Raw genomic sequence first — 15,930 nt, 5'->3', positions numbered from 1 at the left:
TCGGCGGCGTTGGCAATGCCGTCGCCGTCCGCCACCAGCTCGGCGGTGGTGGCGTTCTTCATGGTGAAGTCGTAGATGCGCTGCGGGAACGAGGCCGAACGCCGCGTCGGGTACACCGGCATCTTGTACTCGGGGTAGCGCTCGAACATCGCCTGCTGGCCGACGCTGAGCTTGTCGGCATGCTGCTTGTAGTTCGCCGCGGTGATCGTCAGCGTCGGCTTGTCCGCCGCGAACGGATCGGGGTGGTGCCCGCCCTTGGTGAAGCCTGCGGGCGGCTTGGTGATGCCACCCTCCCAGGCCGGGATGGCACCGCCATTGCCCGCCTTCTCGGCGCCGACCGGGGTCAGCTCCTTGCCCAGCTTGGCCGCCTCGGCCGCGCTGACCTTGGCCTCGGCGGCCAGGGGCAGCGCCAGCGAAGCGACCAGCGCCAAGGTCAATGCGTTCTGCTTGTTCATTCCCGTCTCCCTATGAGTGAACGATGCGAGGTGCCGTGGCACCTGCGCATCAGAACGCATACTTGAAGGCCACGCCGGCAAAATCGCGGTCGGAGATCTGGTTGAAGGATCCACCACCGAAGAACGAGGTGTAGGACACGTCCACCGACCAGGCGTTGAGGTAGAAAGCCTCGACGCCGAGGGTCAGCGACTTGCGATCCTCGAGGAAATTGCCGCCCGGCCCCGGCGTGGTGCCATTCACGTCGTGGTTGAAGGCAAGGCGCGGCGAGACATTGAACGGGCTGCCGAAGACGTTGTTGTAATCGGCGCGCATCGCAGCGCGGTAGCCCCAGCTGAACGAGGTCGGGAAGCCGCCGGTGAGGGTGACCGGATTGCGCAGCGCACCGGAGTCGATGGCGAATCCACCACCGGTATCGGTGCCCTCGCCCTCGTAGCGGAGGACACTCTGGTCGGGCAGGTCCCACACCTTTGTGCCACCGATTTCGGCGACCACGGCGACCTGCTCCGCCCCCAGCCAGTTGCCCGGGCCGATCAGCTTGGTGAAGGTCGCCTGCAGCTGGCTGACCTCGTGACGATCCCAGCCCTGGATGTACTCACCGGGCCCGTACTGGCCAAGCTGGCTGCGGAATCGCAGCCCCGGCTGCGGAATCAGACCGTTGAGCGGCGACAGGCCGGCGAACAGGAGCTCAACGTCGTCGATCTGCAGCGGCATGTTGTCGCGGTAGCTCATCTCGCCCTGGAAGGCCCAGCCACCGGGAATGGTGGTGTTCCAGCTGATGCCGTAGAGGTTGATGTCCTCGGGGTATTCGACGAAGTATCGGCCACTGTTGGAGGCCGAGCTGGTGACCGAGATGCCAGACAGCACCGGCAGACGGCTGTGATAGCGCAGGTAGTAGAAGCCGAACTCGGTGTCGAAGAACTCCGAGGCGTAGTAGCGCAGGGCCGCGCCGTACTGGCCGTTGTCCTTCGCGTTGTTGTTCGGAGCGCGCGGGAACGAACCCGAGCAGCCTGCCGCCACCAGGGAGGCCGGCAGGCCGGTGTCGCTGCGGCCGAAGCCTGCGGGACCCGAGAAGCAGACGTCGTAGTAGAGCGACGGGTCATTCACCGGCTGCGGCACGGTGCCGAAGCCGAGCATGACGTAGGTGCCACCCGGCGAGGCGAAGTCATTCGAGCTGAAGTAGGTGCCCGATGCGTCGACTTCGATCTCCTCGAACTCGAGCAGATAGGCCAGCTCGAGCGACAGGCTGTCGCTCAGCGAGAACGAGGCCCAGGCGGCGTCGAGGGGCAGGAACGCCTCCTTCAGTTCGGCACCGGCCACGCGCAGCGCGGACAGGTCGACCGAATTGATCACGTTGATGCCGTTCTGGATGAAGGTGCTCTCGCCCCAGCTGATCACCTGGCGGCCCAGGCGCAGGGTGCCGTTGCCGGTTTCGCCGTAGGTGAAGTTGTGGAAGACGAAGGCATCAAGCAGGCGGAAGCGCTCGCCGATCAGGTCCTTGGCCGCCTCGGTGAGGTCATTGCGATCGGCATTCTCGAAATCGTAGAAGTAGGTCGCGCGGACGAAGGCGCCGCCCGAGTCCCAGTTCAGCGTGCCTTCGCTGGTGATCTTGAAGGCGTTCGAAATGATGTCGCCGTCGTCGTACTTCAGGTTGCCGTCATCACGGTTGGCCGAGAAGCGGCCGCGGGCAGCGACCTGCAGGGCCTGGGCCTCGAGGTACTGGCCACGGGCCTGCAGGGCGGCAATCTGCGCGACCAGGGCGGGATTGAAGAAGGCCTTGCCGACCAAGTTGTCGTCACGGTCTTCCATGCGCGTCGTGACGCCGTAAGACACCGTGGTGTCGATCGAGCCTCGCGCGGCGCCGAGCTCGAACTCGAAGGCCTGGGCGGCGGGAGCGATCAGCCCCGCGGCGATGGCCAGCGCGAGCGGAGCGCGCAGGCCAGCCACCGAGGACGAACGGGACAGCTGAATCTTGTGGTTCATTGTCGGTTCCTCGATGCGCTTACTGGGTACGGATGACGGAGGTGTTGGTCACCACCACCGTGGTGCCGGACGTGGCGGCCATGCTGGCCATCTGCGTCTGCATCTCCACCGTGGCCGGGACCGAAGCGGCCGGGCTCAGCAGCGAGCCGTGGTCGCCGGCAATGAAGCGGACCGCGCCACGCACGCCATTCGCGGCCTGGGTGGTGCTGGTGATGGTCGGCAGGCCGAGGGCACGGATCAGCGGCTCGGTGCCGGAGAGCGGCGCGCCGGGGACGCTGTTCGGAATCACCTGGTCGGGCAGCACGCTGCCGCCGCCCACCACCTCGTGCAGGAGGATGGAGTTCTGCGCGGAGGCGAAGCCGTAGTTGATCGGATCGGCCGAATCGGTCACCTGCTGTGCCGCGCCCATGAACTGGTCGTAGGCCAGGGTGTTCGGCTGCAGGCCGGCGGCCGCCGCAAGGCCGGCACGGATGCGCGGGCCGAAGGTCGGCGAGCCGTCGAGCAGGCGGGCGATGCCGCCGCCAGGCACCGACAGGGTGGCGATGTTCACGGTCGGCTCGAGGGCGATGAACGGGGTGCCGACGATCGCGCCCAGCGACTGGCCGACGAAGCTCATCTTGGCGCTGTCGAAGTCACCTGCGCCATTACCGTCGATATCCAGACGCGGTGCGGTGGCGGCGACGACGAACAGGTCGGCCACGGCCTGGCGCAGGTTGTCACGCGAGGTCAGCAGCGAGGACAGGTTGATGTTGTGGGTACCCGAGGGGTCCGGCACGCCATCCGGGCCTGCAGCGCCGGTGCTGTTGTTGATGTAGTCGACGTCGAAGGTGCGCTCGCGCACGCCGGCCGCGAACAGCGGCGCGGTCAGCGGATTGGCCGACGAGATGTAGAACGGCGAGGTGGTCGAGAAGTCGCGGTTGCCCGGCGAGACGCCGTGCAGCGGCTGATCGATGGCCACCACCGCGATGCCCTGCGCCGCCAGCGTGGCCGAAATGGCCAGGGCGTCGGTGCGGTTGCGGGTGATGCCGTGCTGGAAGATCACCAGCGGCCAGCCGGAAGCCGGCTTGGTCCGGCCCGAGGCCGCGTTCGGCACGGTCATCAGCACCGGGACCTGCACCGTCGCGTTGGCCACCGGGAAGGGGTTGTAGGCGGTGATGTTGGTCGAGGCCGGGCTCAGGCCGAACTGGTTGAACGGCGGCACGTAGGCGCCCGGCGCAGCCTTCCAGAAGCCGGTCAGCGGGCCGGTCGGATTGGAGGCCGAGGGCGGCACCAGGTAGTAGGGCAGCGCGATGAAGCCGACGTGGATGTCGGCGACCGGCGGCAGCCCGGCGGCGGCAGTGGTGAGGCCGGTCGGGAAGACCTGGGCCGGCGCCGGCTGCACCCGCGAGCGGACCGCCTGGAGCACCGGCGTGATGCTCTGCGTGGTCATGGTCCAGGACACCACCACGTCGGCCGGGTCGATGCCGACGGCCTGGGCGGCGCCAAGGTGCGAGTTGGTCAGTCGGCGAAGCGGCTCGAGGGCGCAGGCCGTCGCATTGTCGACCAGCGGATCCTGGCTGACGCCACCGACGCACAGCGGCGTGGTGCGCTTGGTCAGGAAGTAGGTCAGGTCCGGGGTCACGTCATTGCCGCGTGCATCGGTGATGCGGTCGGTGACCAGGGCCAGATAGGTGGTCAGCTGCTTGAGCGGCCGGGTCGGGATGATCGCCACGGTACGCCCGGTCGGGTCGCTGGGAACGACCGCGGTGGCGAACTCGGTGCCGGGGGTCAGCTCGCGGACCACACCCACCACGCCACCGCCCGGGGCGTTCAGCTGCACCTCGAGGATGCGGATCGACTGGCCGGGCACGACGCTGGCCGGGGCCGGCGGCGCGCTGAAGCTCATGGTCCAGGGCGCCGTGGTGCTCCAGCCATCCAGCGCGCTGATCGCGACCAGCGGGTCGCCGAAGTTGTTCGGGTTGGCGACCGGCGGATTCAGGGTGAGATCCGTGGTGCCCGAGAGCAGCAGGTTGTTCGGCAGCGGGATCGCCCCGGTGGACGGGCTGAAGACCGCGGTGATCACACCGGTGACCGGCGAGCCGTTGTTGTTCAGGGCGGGGGGGGTGTCCACGGCGCGGGGGCTGTTGCTGGAACTGCTGCACGCCGCGAGAAGCAGCGAGACAAGCGCAAGGGACAGGGTCAGTCGAGCCTGCATGATCGTTTCCTTGTGGCGGAAATCGGGGGTGATGCTGCCCGGCTATCATAGGTACCGTACTTTGCCGAATGCAACGCCGTTTTAACGAAAGCTGATCCATTAAGAAGCTCAATGCCATGCTGCACTGCAGCATTCGCGAACAAACAGCCCGTTAAGTCCGGCAGAGCGCCGGGCGCCCGCTGCATCCTCCCGAGGGGCTTGCCACCCTGCTGACCGCTGCCGCAGTCTGCGGCCCATGTCACCTTCGCACCTTCCGTCCACGCCGCGGGCCTGGCGCCTGGCCTGCGGTCCCGCCCTCGCCGTGCTGGCCCTGCTCTGGCTGGACGGGCGCCAACCCGCGCCGATCGTCTGGACCGTCGCCATCACCGCCTGCTGCGCAGCCTGGTGGATGCTGGAGGCGCTGCCCCACGCGGTCACCGCCCTGCTTCCGCTGGCGCTGTTCCCGCTGGTCGGCGTGCTGACTCCGACCCAGATCGCGCAGAGCTACGGACATCCCCTCATCCTGCTGCTGGCCGGCGGCTTCATGCTGGCCGCCGCGCTGGAGGCAAACGGGGCGCATCGGCGGCTCGCCCTGATGATGGTGCGACTGTTCGGCGGACGCAGCGGTCGTTCGCTGATCTTCGGATTCGCCGCGGCGGCAGGGCTGATTTCGATGTGGATCTCGAACACCGCCACCACCCTGATGTTGCTGCCCGTGGCGATGGCCGTGCTGCGCGACTACCGCGATCCGCGGCTGGCTGCGCCGCTGGTGCTGGCGATCGCCTACTGCGCCAGTATCGGCGGCCTCGGCACGCCGATCGGCTCGCCGCCCAACCTGGTTTTCATGCAGGTCTACCAGCAGGCCACCGGCGCATCGCTGGGCTTCTCCGACTGGGCCGTGTTCGGCATCCCCACCGTGCTGCTCCTGCTGCCGCTGGCCGCGCTGTGGCTGGCCCGCGGCCTGGGCGATACGCCGCCGGCTTCCTTGCCCGCGCTCGGACCGTGGCGGGCGGCGGAACGTCGGGTTCTGGCGGTGTTCGCCCTGGTGGCGCTGGCCTGGGTCACCCGCAGCGAGCCGTTCGGCGGCTGGCAGGACTGGCTCGGCATTCCCCAGGCCAACGACGCCAGCGTGGCCCTGCTCGGCGTGATGTTGATGGCTGCCCTGCCGAGCGGCGAAGGTCGAAAGCTGCTGACCTGGGAAACCGCCGAGCGCATTCCCTGGGGCGCGCTGATCCTGTTCGGCGGCGGCATCGCACTCGCCACGGCCTTCGACAGCTCCGGGCTGTCCGACTGGCTGGCGGCGGAACTGCAGGGCGTGGTCGACGCGCCGCTCGTGCTGCGGATCTTCCTGATCGCCCTCGCCGTCAGCCTGCTTTCGGAGATCGCCAGCAACACCGCCAGCGCGGTCCTGCTGATGCCTCTGCTGGCTGCAGCTGCCAAGGCCGCTGGCATCGACCCCGCCCTGCTGATGGTGCCGGCCGTACTGGCCGCGAGCTGCGCCTTCATCCTGCCGGTAGCGACGGCACCCAACGCGATCGTCTTCGGCTCGGGGATGGTCGACGGTCGCAGCATGATGCGGCACGGGGTCGTGGTGAATCTGGTGGCGATCCTCGTCATTACCGTGGTCTGCGCGACGGTCCTGGGTTGATCGGGCGTCGACGACCGTCGGGTACACTGTCGCGCCCCCGGACGACCCGACCAGGCTGACACTGACCATGCTCGAGCTGCTCCTCGCGCTGCCCTTCCTGCTCAGCCTCGTTGTCGCGCTGGCCCACAAGGCTTCCCGGCGAACCATCGCCTGGCTGTCAGGGCTTGCCCCGCTGGGCGGCCTCCTGCTGCTGGCGATCCTGACGCCCACGGTGCTGGACGAGGGCGGCACGCTGCGCGCCTTCCACGACTGGATGCCGCAGATCGGCCTCGCCTTCAGCCTGCGCCTGGATGGCCTGGCCTGGATGTTCGCCGGCCTGGTGCTCGGCATCGGCGGGCTGATCGTCCTCTACGCGCATTACTACCTGGACCCGAAGGACAGCGCGCCGCGCTTCTTCTCCTTCCTCCTGCTGTTCATGGGCGCCATGCTCGGCATGGTGCTGGCCAGCAACCTGCTGCTGCTGGCGATCTTCTGGGAGCTGACCTCGATCAGCTCCTTCCTGCTGATCGGCTACTGGTTCCACCGCAGCGACGCCCGAGAGGGCGCGCAGATGGCGCTGACCCTGACCGGCGCCGGCGGGCTGGCGCTGCTGGCCGGAATGATCCTGATCGGCCGCATCGTCGGCAGCTATGAACTGGATGTCGTGCTGGCTTCGGGCGAGATGATCCGCGCCCACGCGCTTTACCCGTGGGCCTGCGGTCTCGTCCTGCTCGGCGCATTCACCAAGAGCGCGCAGTTCCCCTTCCACTTCTGGCTGCCGCACGCGATGGCCGCGCCGACCCCGGTCTCGGCCTACCTGCACTCGGCAACCATGGTGAAAGCGGGCGTGTTCCTGCTGGCCCGCATGCATCCGGCGCTGGCCGGCAGCGAGTTCTGGTTCTACACCGTGACCTGCGTGGGCGCGGCGACCCTGCTGGTCGGAGCCTGGCACGCGATCTTCCAGCATGACCTCAAGGGCCTGCTCGCCTACTCGACCATCTCCCACCTTGGCCTGATCACCCTGCTGTTCGGCCTGTCGACGCCGTTGGCGGTGGTCGCCGGGCTGTTCCACATCCTCAACCATGCGGCGTTCAAGGCCTCGCTGTTCATGGCCGCGGGCATCATCGACCACGAGTGCCACACCCGCGACATCCGCAAGCTGCACGGGCTGATCCGGGTGATGCCCTACACCGCCATCCTCGCCCTGATCGCCTCGATGGCCATGGCCGGCATCCCGCTGCTCAACGGTTTCCTTTCCAAGGAGATGTTCTTCGCCTTGGCGCTGGACATCGAACAGCATGACTTCATGCGCATCGGGGTCAGCGTCGCGGCCCTGCTGGCCGGGCTGTTCGGCGTCGCCTACAGCGTGCGCTTCGTCCATGACGCCCTGCTCAGCGGCAATCCCGAAGACATGGCCCACCAGCCGCATTCGCCGCCGACCTTCATGCGCATTCCGGTGGAAGCGCTGGTGGTGATCTGCCTGCTGGTCGGCATCGCGCCTGCGATCACCATCGGGCCGGTGCTGCACGCGGCGGCGGTCGGGGTGCTGGGTGATCGCGTGCCCGAGTACAGTCTGTCGATCTGGCATGGCTTCAACCTGCCGCTGCTGATGAGCCTGATCGGCGTCATCGGCGGCATCGCCCTGTACTTCGGCCTGCGCCGCTTCACCCACCTGTATGCCGACGTGAAGTCCTCGCTGGGCCGCCGCGTATTCCACTGGAAGCTGGATGGCGTACAGCGCATCGCCGACTGGGTCGTGGACCGCTTCGACAACGGAAGCCTCCAGCGCTTCCTGGGCTGGTCGGTGCTGGCCGCACTGGTCATGGGCTTTGCGCCGTTCTGGCACGGCGAGATGGGGCGCCTGGGTGGCGGCCAACCCCTGCCACCCGCCGGCTGGCTGCTCTGGGGCATGCTGCTGGCCTCGGTGGTGGCCGTGCTCAAGCTGCGCCGCCAGCGCCTGCAGGCCTTCATCACCGTGGGCGCCATCGGCCTGCTGGTAAGTCTGGGCTTCGTCCTGCTCTCTGCGCCGGACCTCGCGCTCACCCAGCTGCTGGTCGAGGTCGTGACGGTGATGCTGGTGTTGCTGGCGATGAACTACCTGCCCCTCGAGAGCCCGGTCGAGGAACCGCTGCGGCGCCGCTTCCGCGACGCGCTGATCGCCCTGCTCGCCGGCATCGGCGTGACCGTATTCGTCTACTACATCCTGACCCAGCCGCACGCCACGGTGGCGGGCGAGATGCTGCTGCGCTCGAAGCCCGAGGGTGGCGGCACCAACGTGGTCAACGTGATCCTGGTCGACTTCCGCGGCTTCGATACGCTGGGCGAGATCGTCGTGTTCGGCGTTGCCGGCCTCGTCTGCCACGCCCTGCTGCGCAAGGCACGGCTGATCCCCGACATCGTCGTTCCCGGCGCACCCGACCCGCTGCCGATTCCCAACGTGGTCGGCCGGGTGCTGCTGCCGCTGGCCATCCTGGTCTCGGTCTACCTGTTCCTGCGCGGACACAACCTGCCGGGCGGAGGCTTCATCGCCGGCCTGGTCCTGTCGGTGCCGCTGCTCCTGCAGTACGTGCTCTCCGGCATGCAGTACGTGGAGCCACGAATCGGACTCGACTACCGCGGCCCGATCGGCTGGGGCGTGTTGATCGCGACCTTCACCGGGCTGGCCAGCTGGGCCTTCGGCTACCCGTTCATGACCAGCCATACCCGCTACGTCGATATTCCGCTGCTTGGCGAGGTGCCCTTCGCCAGCGCGATGTTCTTCGATATCGGCGTCTACCTGGTCGTGTTCGGTGCCTGCATGCTGGCGATCGCCATGCTCGGCCATGTCCGTGAGCGCAAGGAGGCGTTCTGATGCTTGAGTTCGCTGTGGCCTCGTCGATCGGTGCACTCACGGCCGCGGGAGTGTGGCTGCTGCTGCGCGCGCGCACCTTCGACGTGATCCTGGGTCTGACCCTTCTCTCCTACGCGGTCAATGTCCTCATCTTCTCCATGGGCCGTCTGGTCATCGGCAAGCCGCCGATCATCGACAAGGCCCTCGATCCGACCCTGGCCAACCACACCGACCCGCTTCCCCAGGCGCTGGTGCTGACCGCGATCGTGATCAGCTTCGCCATGACGGCGGTATTGCTGGTGGTGGCGATCCGCGCCCGTGCCGATACCCGCACCGACCACGTCGACGGCCGCGAGCCGAAGGGGCCGCAGGCATGAGCGCCCATCTGCCCGTCCTGCCGATCGTGCTGCCCCTGCTGGTCGCCGGCGCGCTGGTGCTGCTGGAGAAGCGCGGCATCGCCCTGCAGCGCGTACTGGGACTTGCCTCGGGGGTGACCCTTGTGGTGATCGCCGGCCTGCTCGCGCAGCGCGCCGGCAGCGGCGAGATCGCGGTCTACCTGCTCGGCAACTGGGAGGCCCGGATCGGCATCGCCCTGGCGGTCGACCGGCTGGCCGCGATCATGCTCATCACCACCGCGGTGCTCGGCCTTGCCGGACTGCTCTATGCCTGTTCGGGCTGGGACAAGCGCGCTCCGCATTTCCATGCCCTCTTCCAGGTCCAGCTGGCCGGCCTCAACGGCGCCTTCCTCACCGCCGACCTGTTCAACCTGTTCGTCTTCTTCGAGGTGCTGCTGATCGCCTCCTACGGGCTGATGCTGAGCGGCGGCCGCGGGGCCCGGCTGCGCGCCGGCATCCAGTACGTGGCCTTCAACATCACCGCCTCGACGCTGTACCTGTTTGCGGTCGGCCTGCTCTACGGCCTGCTCGGCGCACTGAACATGGCCGAGCTGGCCGAGCGCATCGCGACGGCCCCAGCGGAGAACCTGCCCTGGATCGCCGCCGCCGGCGGCCTGCTGCTGGTGGTCTTCTGCGCCAAGGCGGCGCTGTTTCCGCTGGCCCTGTGGCTGCCGGAGACCTACACCCGCACGCCCGCCCCGGTGGTCGCCCTGTTCGCGGTGATGACCAAGCTCGGCGTCTACGCGGTGCTTCGGGTCTACAGCGTGATGTTCGGCGCCGAAGCCGGCCCCCTCGCCGGCTACATCTGGCCCTGGCTGCTGCCGGCAGCGGGAATCGGGCTTGCCCTGTCAGCGCTGGGCGCCCTGGCTGCCCCGCGGCTGCGCACGCTGGTCGCCTACCTGGTGGTGGGCTCGGCGGCCACGCTGTTCATTGCCATCTCGGTCAACCTCGAGGGCACGCTGGGCGCCGGCCTGTACTACCTGATCCACAGCAGCTTCGCCGCAGCGGCGCTGCTCCTGATCACCGACATGCTGCGCCGGCAGCGTCACGGCGCCGGCGACAGCCTGCGCAAGCTCGACCACCTGCTCCAGCGCGCCGCGCTCGGGATCCTCTTCGCGATCGCCGCGGTCGCCATCGTCGGCCTGCCGCCGCTCGCCGGCTTCATCGGCAAACTGGCCCTGCTTGCCGCGATGCCCGAGGCCACCGCGCAGTGGGCCTGGCCGCTGATCCTGATCAGCTCACTTCTCGCCCTGATCGCGCTGGCCAATGCCGGCAGTCAGCTGTTCTGGCGGGCGCCCGAGGGTGAACCCGATGGCCGGGCCAAACCCGCCCGGCCCAGCGAATGGGCGGCAGTGGGCCTGCTGCTGGTCGCCGGGCTGGGCCTTGTCGCATTCGGTGGCCCGGTGCTCCGCTACACCGCCGACAGCGCCCAGCAGCTGCTGGCACCGGCCGGCTACCGCGCCGCACTGCTCGAGGCGGTGCCGGTGAAACACCAGGAGGTCGGCCCGTGAAGCCGCGCTTTCTCAACTCGATCCGTCTGTCCGTCGTGATGGTCGCGGTGTGGCTGCTGCTGGTCGGCGAGCTGTCCGTGGCCCACGCCCTGCTTGCCATCCTTCTGGCCCTGCTGGTGCCGATGTTCACCGACCGCCTGCGCGAGCGGCGCGGCATGCCCGGCAAACCGATGGTCATGGCGCGCCTGGCCCTGGTGGTGCTGCGCGACATCGTGGTCTCGAACATCCAGGTCGCGCGGCTGATCCTCGGCCCGCAGTCGCGCATCCGCCCGGGCTTCGTCTGGATTCCGCTGGAGCTCGGCAATACCTACGGCATCACCGCGCTGGCCAGCATCATCACCATGACCCCGGGCACGCTCTCCTGCGACCTCACCCCGGACCGGCGATACCTGCTGGTGCACTGCCTGAACCTGGAGGATGCCGAGGGCACGGTGGCGCAGATCAAGCAGAGCTACGAGCGCCCGCTGCTGGAGATCTTCCCTACATGAACCTTGCCATCGACCTCGCCATCCTTGCCTTCGCGGTGGCCATGCTGCTGGCACTGGTCCGGCTGCTGCGCGGCCCTGCCAGCACCGATCGCGTGCTGGCCCTGGACACGCTCTATGTCAACGCCATGGCCCTGCTGATCCTGTTCGGCATGAAGCTCGACACCTCGATGTACTTCGAGGCCGCGCTGATCATCGCCATGCTCGGCTTTGTCGCCACCGTGGTGCTGGCCAAGTTCATCATCCGCCGGGACATCATGGAATGAGCACAGTCCTCGAAGTCCTGGTGATCGCCCTGCTCGCCGCAGGCGCTTTCTTCGCCCTGGTCGGCTCGCTCGGCCTGCTTCGCCTGTCCGACTTCCTGCGTCGCCTGCATGGCCCGACCAAGGCGAGCACGCTGGGCGTCGGCGGCGTCCTGATCGCGGCCATGCTGCATCGCTTCGCCAGCAGCGGAGAGATCGGCCTGCGCGAGCTGCTGATCACCCTGTTCGTCTTCCTCACCGCGCCGATCAGTGCCCACCTGCTGGCCAAGGCGGCGATGGCGCTGGAGCCAAGCGTGCGGCCCAAGGCGCCGGCCGATGCGCGCACCGAGCCTGAGCAAGGCGACCGCTGAATCCGCTCAGACGATCGCCGCCCAGGCCTGCCAGGCGGTGAAGCCGACGAAAAGCACGAAGAGCACGGCGCCGGAGACCCTGGACAGCCGCTGGAATCGCTGCATCAGGAAATAGCCGAGCACGGCGAAACCCGCCATGGCTGGCAGTTCGACATCGAACATGGCGGCCGACACCGGCAGCGGCTTGATCGTCGAGGTCACCCCGAGGATCAGCAGGATGTTGAACAGGTTGGAGCCGACGACATTGCCCACCGCGATGTCGGTCTGGCCGCGCCAGGCCGCGACCAGCGAGGAGGCCAGTTCCGGCAGCGAGGTGCCGATGGCGACCACGGTCAGGCCAATCAGCAGCTCGCTCCAGCCCCAGGCGCGGGCCAGGGCCACCGCCGAGTCCACCATCAGGTCGGCGCCGAGCAGCAGGATGGCCAGACCGATGGCCAGGCGCAGAATCAGCTTGGGCAGGGAGACCTCGCGGCAGGGCAGCTCGCCGAGCTCGGCCTGGACCTCGCTGGGCTCCTCCCGCGCGCTGCGCCAGAGCAGCCACATCAGGCCGACGAAGCCGGCCATCAGCAGGAAGGAGTCGAAACCGCCCAGCAGCCCGTCGAGGCAGAGCAACCACAATGCGCCAGAGACCAGGACCATCAGCGGCCCCTCGACGCGCACCAGGCGCATCTGCACCACCAACGGCGCGACCATGGCCGAGATGCCGAGGATCAGGCCGACGTTGGCGATATTGCTGCCGACCACATTGCCGAGCGCGAGGTCGTAGCGATCGCGGGCCACCGCCGACAGGTTCACCGCCAGCTCTGGCGCCGAGGTGCCCAGACCCACGATCACCAGGCCGACGATGAACGGGCTGATGCCGTAGCGCAGGGCGAGGCCAGAAGCCCCCTTCAGGAAATTGTCGGCGCCGAGCAGCAGGAGGACGAGGCCAAGGGTGAACAGCAGGGCGTGTTCGATCATCGCAGCGGGTTCTATTCGGGGCCGGGGAGCATAACGGAGCGCGCCTGAAAGCGGCCTTCAGATGGCGCCCCCGTCGCCCGGGTCACCCAGCCCGAAACGCCGCCAGAGTTGGCCAATGGCCGCCCGTGGCGCGTCCAGTGCTGCGTCATCGGGGACCAGGCGTGGCCGGGCGTCCAGGGTGCAGTCCAGCGCGCGCTGCAGCAGGGTCGCATGGGCCAGGGTCAGCGCATCGGACAGCTCGGCAGGGAGCAGGTCGAGACGCCTCAGCGCCTCGATGAGCGTGGGCGTGGCGCGCCGGGAGACCAGGTCCGGGTGGGCGCCAGCCTGCCCCAGCACGGCGGCCTGCAGGGCGAACTCCAGGTCGACCAGGCCGCCCTCGCCCTGCTTCAGGTCGAACAGGCCATCGCGACCGCGATCCAGTTCGCCGCGCATCCGACGGCGCATGGAGACCACATCGCGGCGCAGGGCCTGCGCATCGCGCGGCCGCTGCAGCACCTCGCTGCGGATGGCCTCGAAACGGCGCATGACACTGCGCGCGCCGGCCACCGGCCGTGCCCGCACCAGAGCCTGGTGCTCCCAGGTCCAGGCTCGCTCACGCTGGTAGAGAGCGAAACTCTGCAGGCTGGTCAGCAGAAGTCCCTTGGCGCCGTCCGGACGCAGCCGCAGGTCGACTTCGTAAAGGCGCCCGGCGGCGGTGAGCGTCGACAGCATGGCGAGCAGCTTCTGCACCACCCGCAGCTGGTAGCGGGTCGATTCCAGCGGTCGCGGTCCATCGCTGGCGCCGGTGGCGTCGGCGTCGTAGAGGAAGACCAGGTCAAGATCGGAACCGAAGCCCAGTTCCTCGCCGCCAAGGCTGCCATAGCCCACCACGGCGAGGCCGGCATCCTCCGAGCGACCCGGAAGCACACCATGGGCCGGCGCCAGGTCGGCGATGGCCAGCGGCAGCAGGGTCTCGATCAGGGCCTGGGCAAGCTGGGCGAGGTCGGCCGCCACCTGCGGCGCCTCGGCCTGGCGGAACAGGGAGGCCAGGCCGAGGCGGAAGGCCAGGCTCTGTTTCAGCTCGTTGAAGGACTGCAGGGTCCCCTCGACGTCGCCGGCGTGGCGCCGGCGGATCGCATCCAGCTCGCCGCGCAGATGCTCGGGATCGATCCCGCCGCTGCCGCTGCGCGCGTCGAGCAGGTCGTCGAGCAGGATCGGATGCTGGCTGACCCGCTCGGCGAGCAAGGCCGAGCGCCCCATCACCTGGACCAGACGCTGGAGCGCAGCCGGCTGCTCGTCGAGGAGGGCGAGGTAGGACGGCCGGCGCAGCACCGACTGCAGGAGGTCCACCAGGCGCTCAAGCGTGCGGTCGGGATGTGCGCTGGCCGCAGCCGCCGTCAGCACCTCGGGCATCAGCCGGTCGAGGCGGTCGCGGGAGCGGGCCGACATCGCGCCACCCGCGCTGTGCCGCGCCAACTGGTCGAGCAGGACGTGCAGGGTGTCGGCGCGCTCGAAGCCGGCCTGGGTGAGGGCCGTGGCGCTGGCTTCGCCGCCGATCTGCTGCCAGTACTGGCGCAGGGCGGAGTCGCTGCGCCCGCTGCGCCGCTCACGGGCGACGAACACCCGATCGAACTCCTCTCGGACCACCGCCCGGTGGGCCTCCAGCCGCTCGGATAACGCTGCCCAGTCCGGGAAACCCAGCCCCAGCGCCAACCGTGCACGGCTGAAAGCATCCTCGGGCAGCTCGTGGACCTGCTCGTCGCGGAGCATCTGCAGGCGGTTCTCCAGTCGCCGCAGGAAGCGGTAGGCCGAGCGCAGGCGCTGCGCAACCTCGGTCTGCAGGTGGGCGCTGCGCTGGAGTGCGTCCAGGGCCGGCAGCAGGCTGGCGGTGCGCAGGGCCGGTTCACGTCCGCCGCGGATCATCTGCTGCAGCTGGACGACGAACTCGATCTCCCGGATGCCTCCGGGGCCCAGCTTGACGTGCCCGGCGAGGTCGCGGCGCTGCACCTCGGCATCGATCAGGGACTTCATCTCGCGCAGGCCCTCGAAGGCCGTGTAGTCGAGATAGCGGCGGTAGATGAACGGGCGCAGGGTGCGCAGCAGTTCCTCGGCCGCGAGGACATCGCCGGCCAGCGGTCGCGCCTTGATCCACGCGTACCGTTCCCAGTCGCGGCCGTCCCGCTGGTAGTACTGCTCCATCGCGTTGGCCGAGAGGGCCAGCCGACCGGCCTTGCCGAAGGGGCGCAGGCGCATGTCCACGCGGTAGGCGAAGCCCTCGGCGCCGACCTCGCCGAGCAACTGGATCAGGCGCTGGCCAAGGCGCTGGAAATACTGGTCATGGTCGAGCGGCCGTGGCCCGTCGCTCTGTCCGCCCTCGGCGAATGCGAAGACCAGGTCGATATCCGAGCTGAAATTCAGTTCGATGCCGCCCAGCTTGCCGAGCGCGAACACCTGCAGCCCCTGAGGCTGGCCATCCCGACGCCGGGTCGCGCCGTGCCGGGCAGCCATTTCCCCGGCAGCGGCAGCCAGGGCCGCCTGGGCGCAGTGCCGGGCCACCCAGCTGGTGCGCGCAAAGACCTGCTCAACCGGGGCCCCGTCGAGATCCATCGCGATCTGGGCCAGCGAATGGCGGTGCCTGAAACGCCGCAGCGCGGCGCCCCAGGCGTCCGGGGTGTCGGGGTCGAGCTTCAGCGCGGCAGGCGGCGCGGCAAGGCGCTCGAAATAGTCCGGATGCCGGCGCAGCTGGTCGAACAGGTAGTCACTGGCCCAGAGCCAACGCCGCAGGCGGTGGCGCCAACCCGGCGGCACCGCCTCCAGCTCGGCGATCCGGGCATCGGCCCAGTCGCACAGTTCGCCGTGACTCACGCTCATCGTCGCGTTCCGGACCCGCGGAAAAAGAAAACCCGCTCCGGCTGAGCCGA

General features: G+C 68.8%; 12 protein-coding genes. 7 read left to right on the top strand and 5 right to left on the bottom strand.

Going from position 1 to position 15,930, the window contains the following annotated elements:
* The 3 genes from M0G41_RS15635 to M0G41_RS15625 all read right to left on the bottom strand — a co-directional run.
* On the bottom strand, positions 1–455 hold a 455-nt coding region (locus M0G41_RS15635; RefSeq protein ID WP_248210861.1), incomplete at its 3' end, for a DUF1329 domain-containing protein.
* Between the two features lie 49 nt (positions 456–504).
* A complete protein-coding gene (locus M0G41_RS15630) occupies positions 505–2,436 on the bottom strand; it encodes a DUF1302 domain-containing protein (protein WP_248210860.1) in 1,932 nt (643 codons plus the stop codon).
* Between the two features lie 19 nt (positions 2,437–2,455).
* Positions 2,456–4,630: an alpha/beta hydrolase gene (locus M0G41_RS15625; protein WP_248210858.1), complete on the bottom strand. Its 2,175-nt coding sequence runs from the start codon at positions 4,628–4,630 to the stop codon at positions 2,456–2,458.
* Positions 4,631–4,865: 235 nt separating this feature from the next.
* Here M0G41_RS15625 and M0G41_RS15620 point away from each other — a divergent pair, with 235 nt between their 5' ends.
* The 7 genes from M0G41_RS15620 (at position 4,866) to M0G41_RS15590 (ending at position 12,070) form a co-directional block, all read left to right on the top strand.
* A complete protein-coding gene (locus M0G41_RS15620; protein ID WP_248210854.1) occupies positions 4,866–6,257 on the top strand; it encodes an SLC13 family permease in 1,392 nt (463 codons plus the stop codon).
* 67 nt (positions 6,258–6,324) lie between these two features.
* The gene (locus tag M0G41_RS15615) at positions 6,325–9,087 is read left to right on the top strand and encodes a monovalent cation/H+ antiporter subunit A (RefSeq protein WP_343226496.1); all 2,763 of its coding nucleotides are present in this window, start codon (positions 6,325–6,327) and stop codon (positions 9,085–9,087) included.
* Positions 9,087–9,443, top strand: a complete 357-nt coding sequence (locus M0G41_RS15610) for a Na+/H+ antiporter subunit C (RefSeq protein ID WP_248210852.1) — start codon at positions 9,087–9,089, stop codon at positions 9,441–9,443. Before M0G41_RS15615 ends, M0G41_RS15610 begins: the two co-directional genes overlap by 1 nt.
* Positions 9,440–10,972, top strand: a complete 1,533-nt coding sequence (locus M0G41_RS15605) for a monovalent cation/H+ antiporter subunit D (protein ID WP_248210850.1) — start codon at positions 9,440–9,442, stop codon at positions 10,970–10,972. Before M0G41_RS15610 ends, M0G41_RS15605 begins: the two co-directional genes overlap by 4 nt.
* The gene (locus tag M0G41_RS15600; RefSeq protein ID WP_248210849.1) at positions 10,969–11,460 is read left to right on the top strand and encodes a Na+/H+ antiporter subunit E; all 492 of its coding nucleotides are present in this window, start codon (positions 10,969–10,971) and stop codon (positions 11,458–11,460) included. Before M0G41_RS15605 ends, M0G41_RS15600 begins: the two co-directional genes overlap by 4 nt.
* On the top strand, positions 11,457–11,723 hold the full coding sequence (locus tag M0G41_RS15595) for a K+/H+ antiporter subunit F (RefSeq protein WP_248210848.1): 267 nt from the start codon (positions 11,457–11,459) through the stop codon (positions 11,721–11,723). Before M0G41_RS15600 ends, M0G41_RS15595 begins: the two co-directional genes overlap by 4 nt.
* A complete protein-coding gene (locus M0G41_RS15590; protein ID WP_248210847.1) occupies positions 11,720–12,070 on the top strand; it encodes a Na+/H+ antiporter subunit G in 351 nt (116 codons plus the stop codon). The genes M0G41_RS15595 and M0G41_RS15590 overlap by 4 nt, the downstream gene beginning before the upstream one ends.
* A gap of 6 nt (positions 12,071–12,076) precedes the next feature.
* Here M0G41_RS15590 and M0G41_RS15585 read toward each other — a convergent pair whose 3' ends face one another.
* Entirely contained in the window at positions 12,077–13,030 is a 954-nt protein-coding gene (locus M0G41_RS15585; protein WP_248210846.1) for a calcium/sodium antiporter, read from the bottom strand.
* A 57-nt stretch (positions 13,031–13,087) separates the two neighbouring features.
* Positions 13,088–15,880 carry a bifunctional [glutamate--ammonia ligase]-adenylyl-L-tyrosine phosphorylase/[glutamate--ammonia-ligase] adenylyltransferase gene (gene glnE / locus M0G41_RS15580; protein ID WP_248210845.1) on the bottom strand — a complete coding sequence of 931 codons (2,793 nt, stop codon included), beginning with the start codon at positions 15,878–15,880 and terminating at the stop codon, positions 13,088–13,090.
* Positions 15,881–15,930: the final 50 nt, after the last annotated feature.

This window comes from Pseudomarimonas salicorniae (genome assembly GCF_023156535.1).
Classification (GTDB): domain Bacteria; phylum Pseudomonadota; class Gammaproteobacteria; order Xanthomonadales; family Xanthomonadaceae; genus Pseudomarimonas; species Pseudomarimonas salicorniae.
The sequence above is the reverse complement of the archived record's forward strand: the minus strand, read 5'-3'. Positions and strand labels throughout refer to the sequence as shown.

Excerpts from the sequence above, each read along its gene's own strand:
- M0G41_RS15630 (WP_248210860.1), bottom strand. The coding sequence starts at position 2,436 with ATGAACCACAAGATTCAGCTGTCCCGTTCGTCCTCGGTGGCTGGCCTG.
- M0G41_RS15625 (WP_248210858.1), bottom strand. The coding sequence starts at position 4,630 with ATGCAGGCTCGACTGACCCTGTCCCTTGCGCTTGTCTCGCTGCTTCTC.
- M0G41_RS15620 (WP_248210854.1), top strand. The coding sequence starts at position 4,866 with ATGTCACCTTCGCACCTTCCGTCCACGCCGCGGGCCTGGCGCCTGGCC.
- M0G41_RS15615 (WP_343226496.1), top strand. The coding sequence starts at position 6,325 with ATGCTCGAGCTGCTCCTCGCGCTGCCCTTCCTGCTCAGCCTCGTTGTC.
- M0G41_RS15610 (WP_248210852.1), top strand. The coding sequence starts at position 9,087 with ATGCTTGAGTTCGCTGTGGCCTCGTCGATCGGTGCACTCACGGCCGCG.
- M0G41_RS15605 (WP_248210850.1), top strand. The coding sequence starts at position 9,440 with ATGAGCGCCCATCTGCCCGTCCTGCCGATCGTGCTGCCCCTGCTGGTC.
- M0G41_RS15595 (WP_248210848.1), top strand. The coding sequence starts at position 11,457 with ATGAACCTTGCCATCGACCTCGCCATCCTTGCCTTCGCGGTGGCCATG.
- M0G41_RS15590 (WP_248210847.1), top strand. The coding sequence starts at position 11,720 with ATGAGCACAGTCCTCGAAGTCCTGGTGATCGCCCTGCTCGCCGCAGGC.
- M0G41_RS15585 (WP_248210846.1), bottom strand. The coding sequence starts at position 13,030 with ATGATCGAACACGCCCTGCTGTTCACCCTTGGCCTCGTCCTCCTGCTG.
- glnE (WP_248210845.1), bottom strand. The coding sequence starts at position 15,880 with ATGAGCGTGAGTCACGGCGAACTGTGCGACTGGGCCGATGCCCGGATC.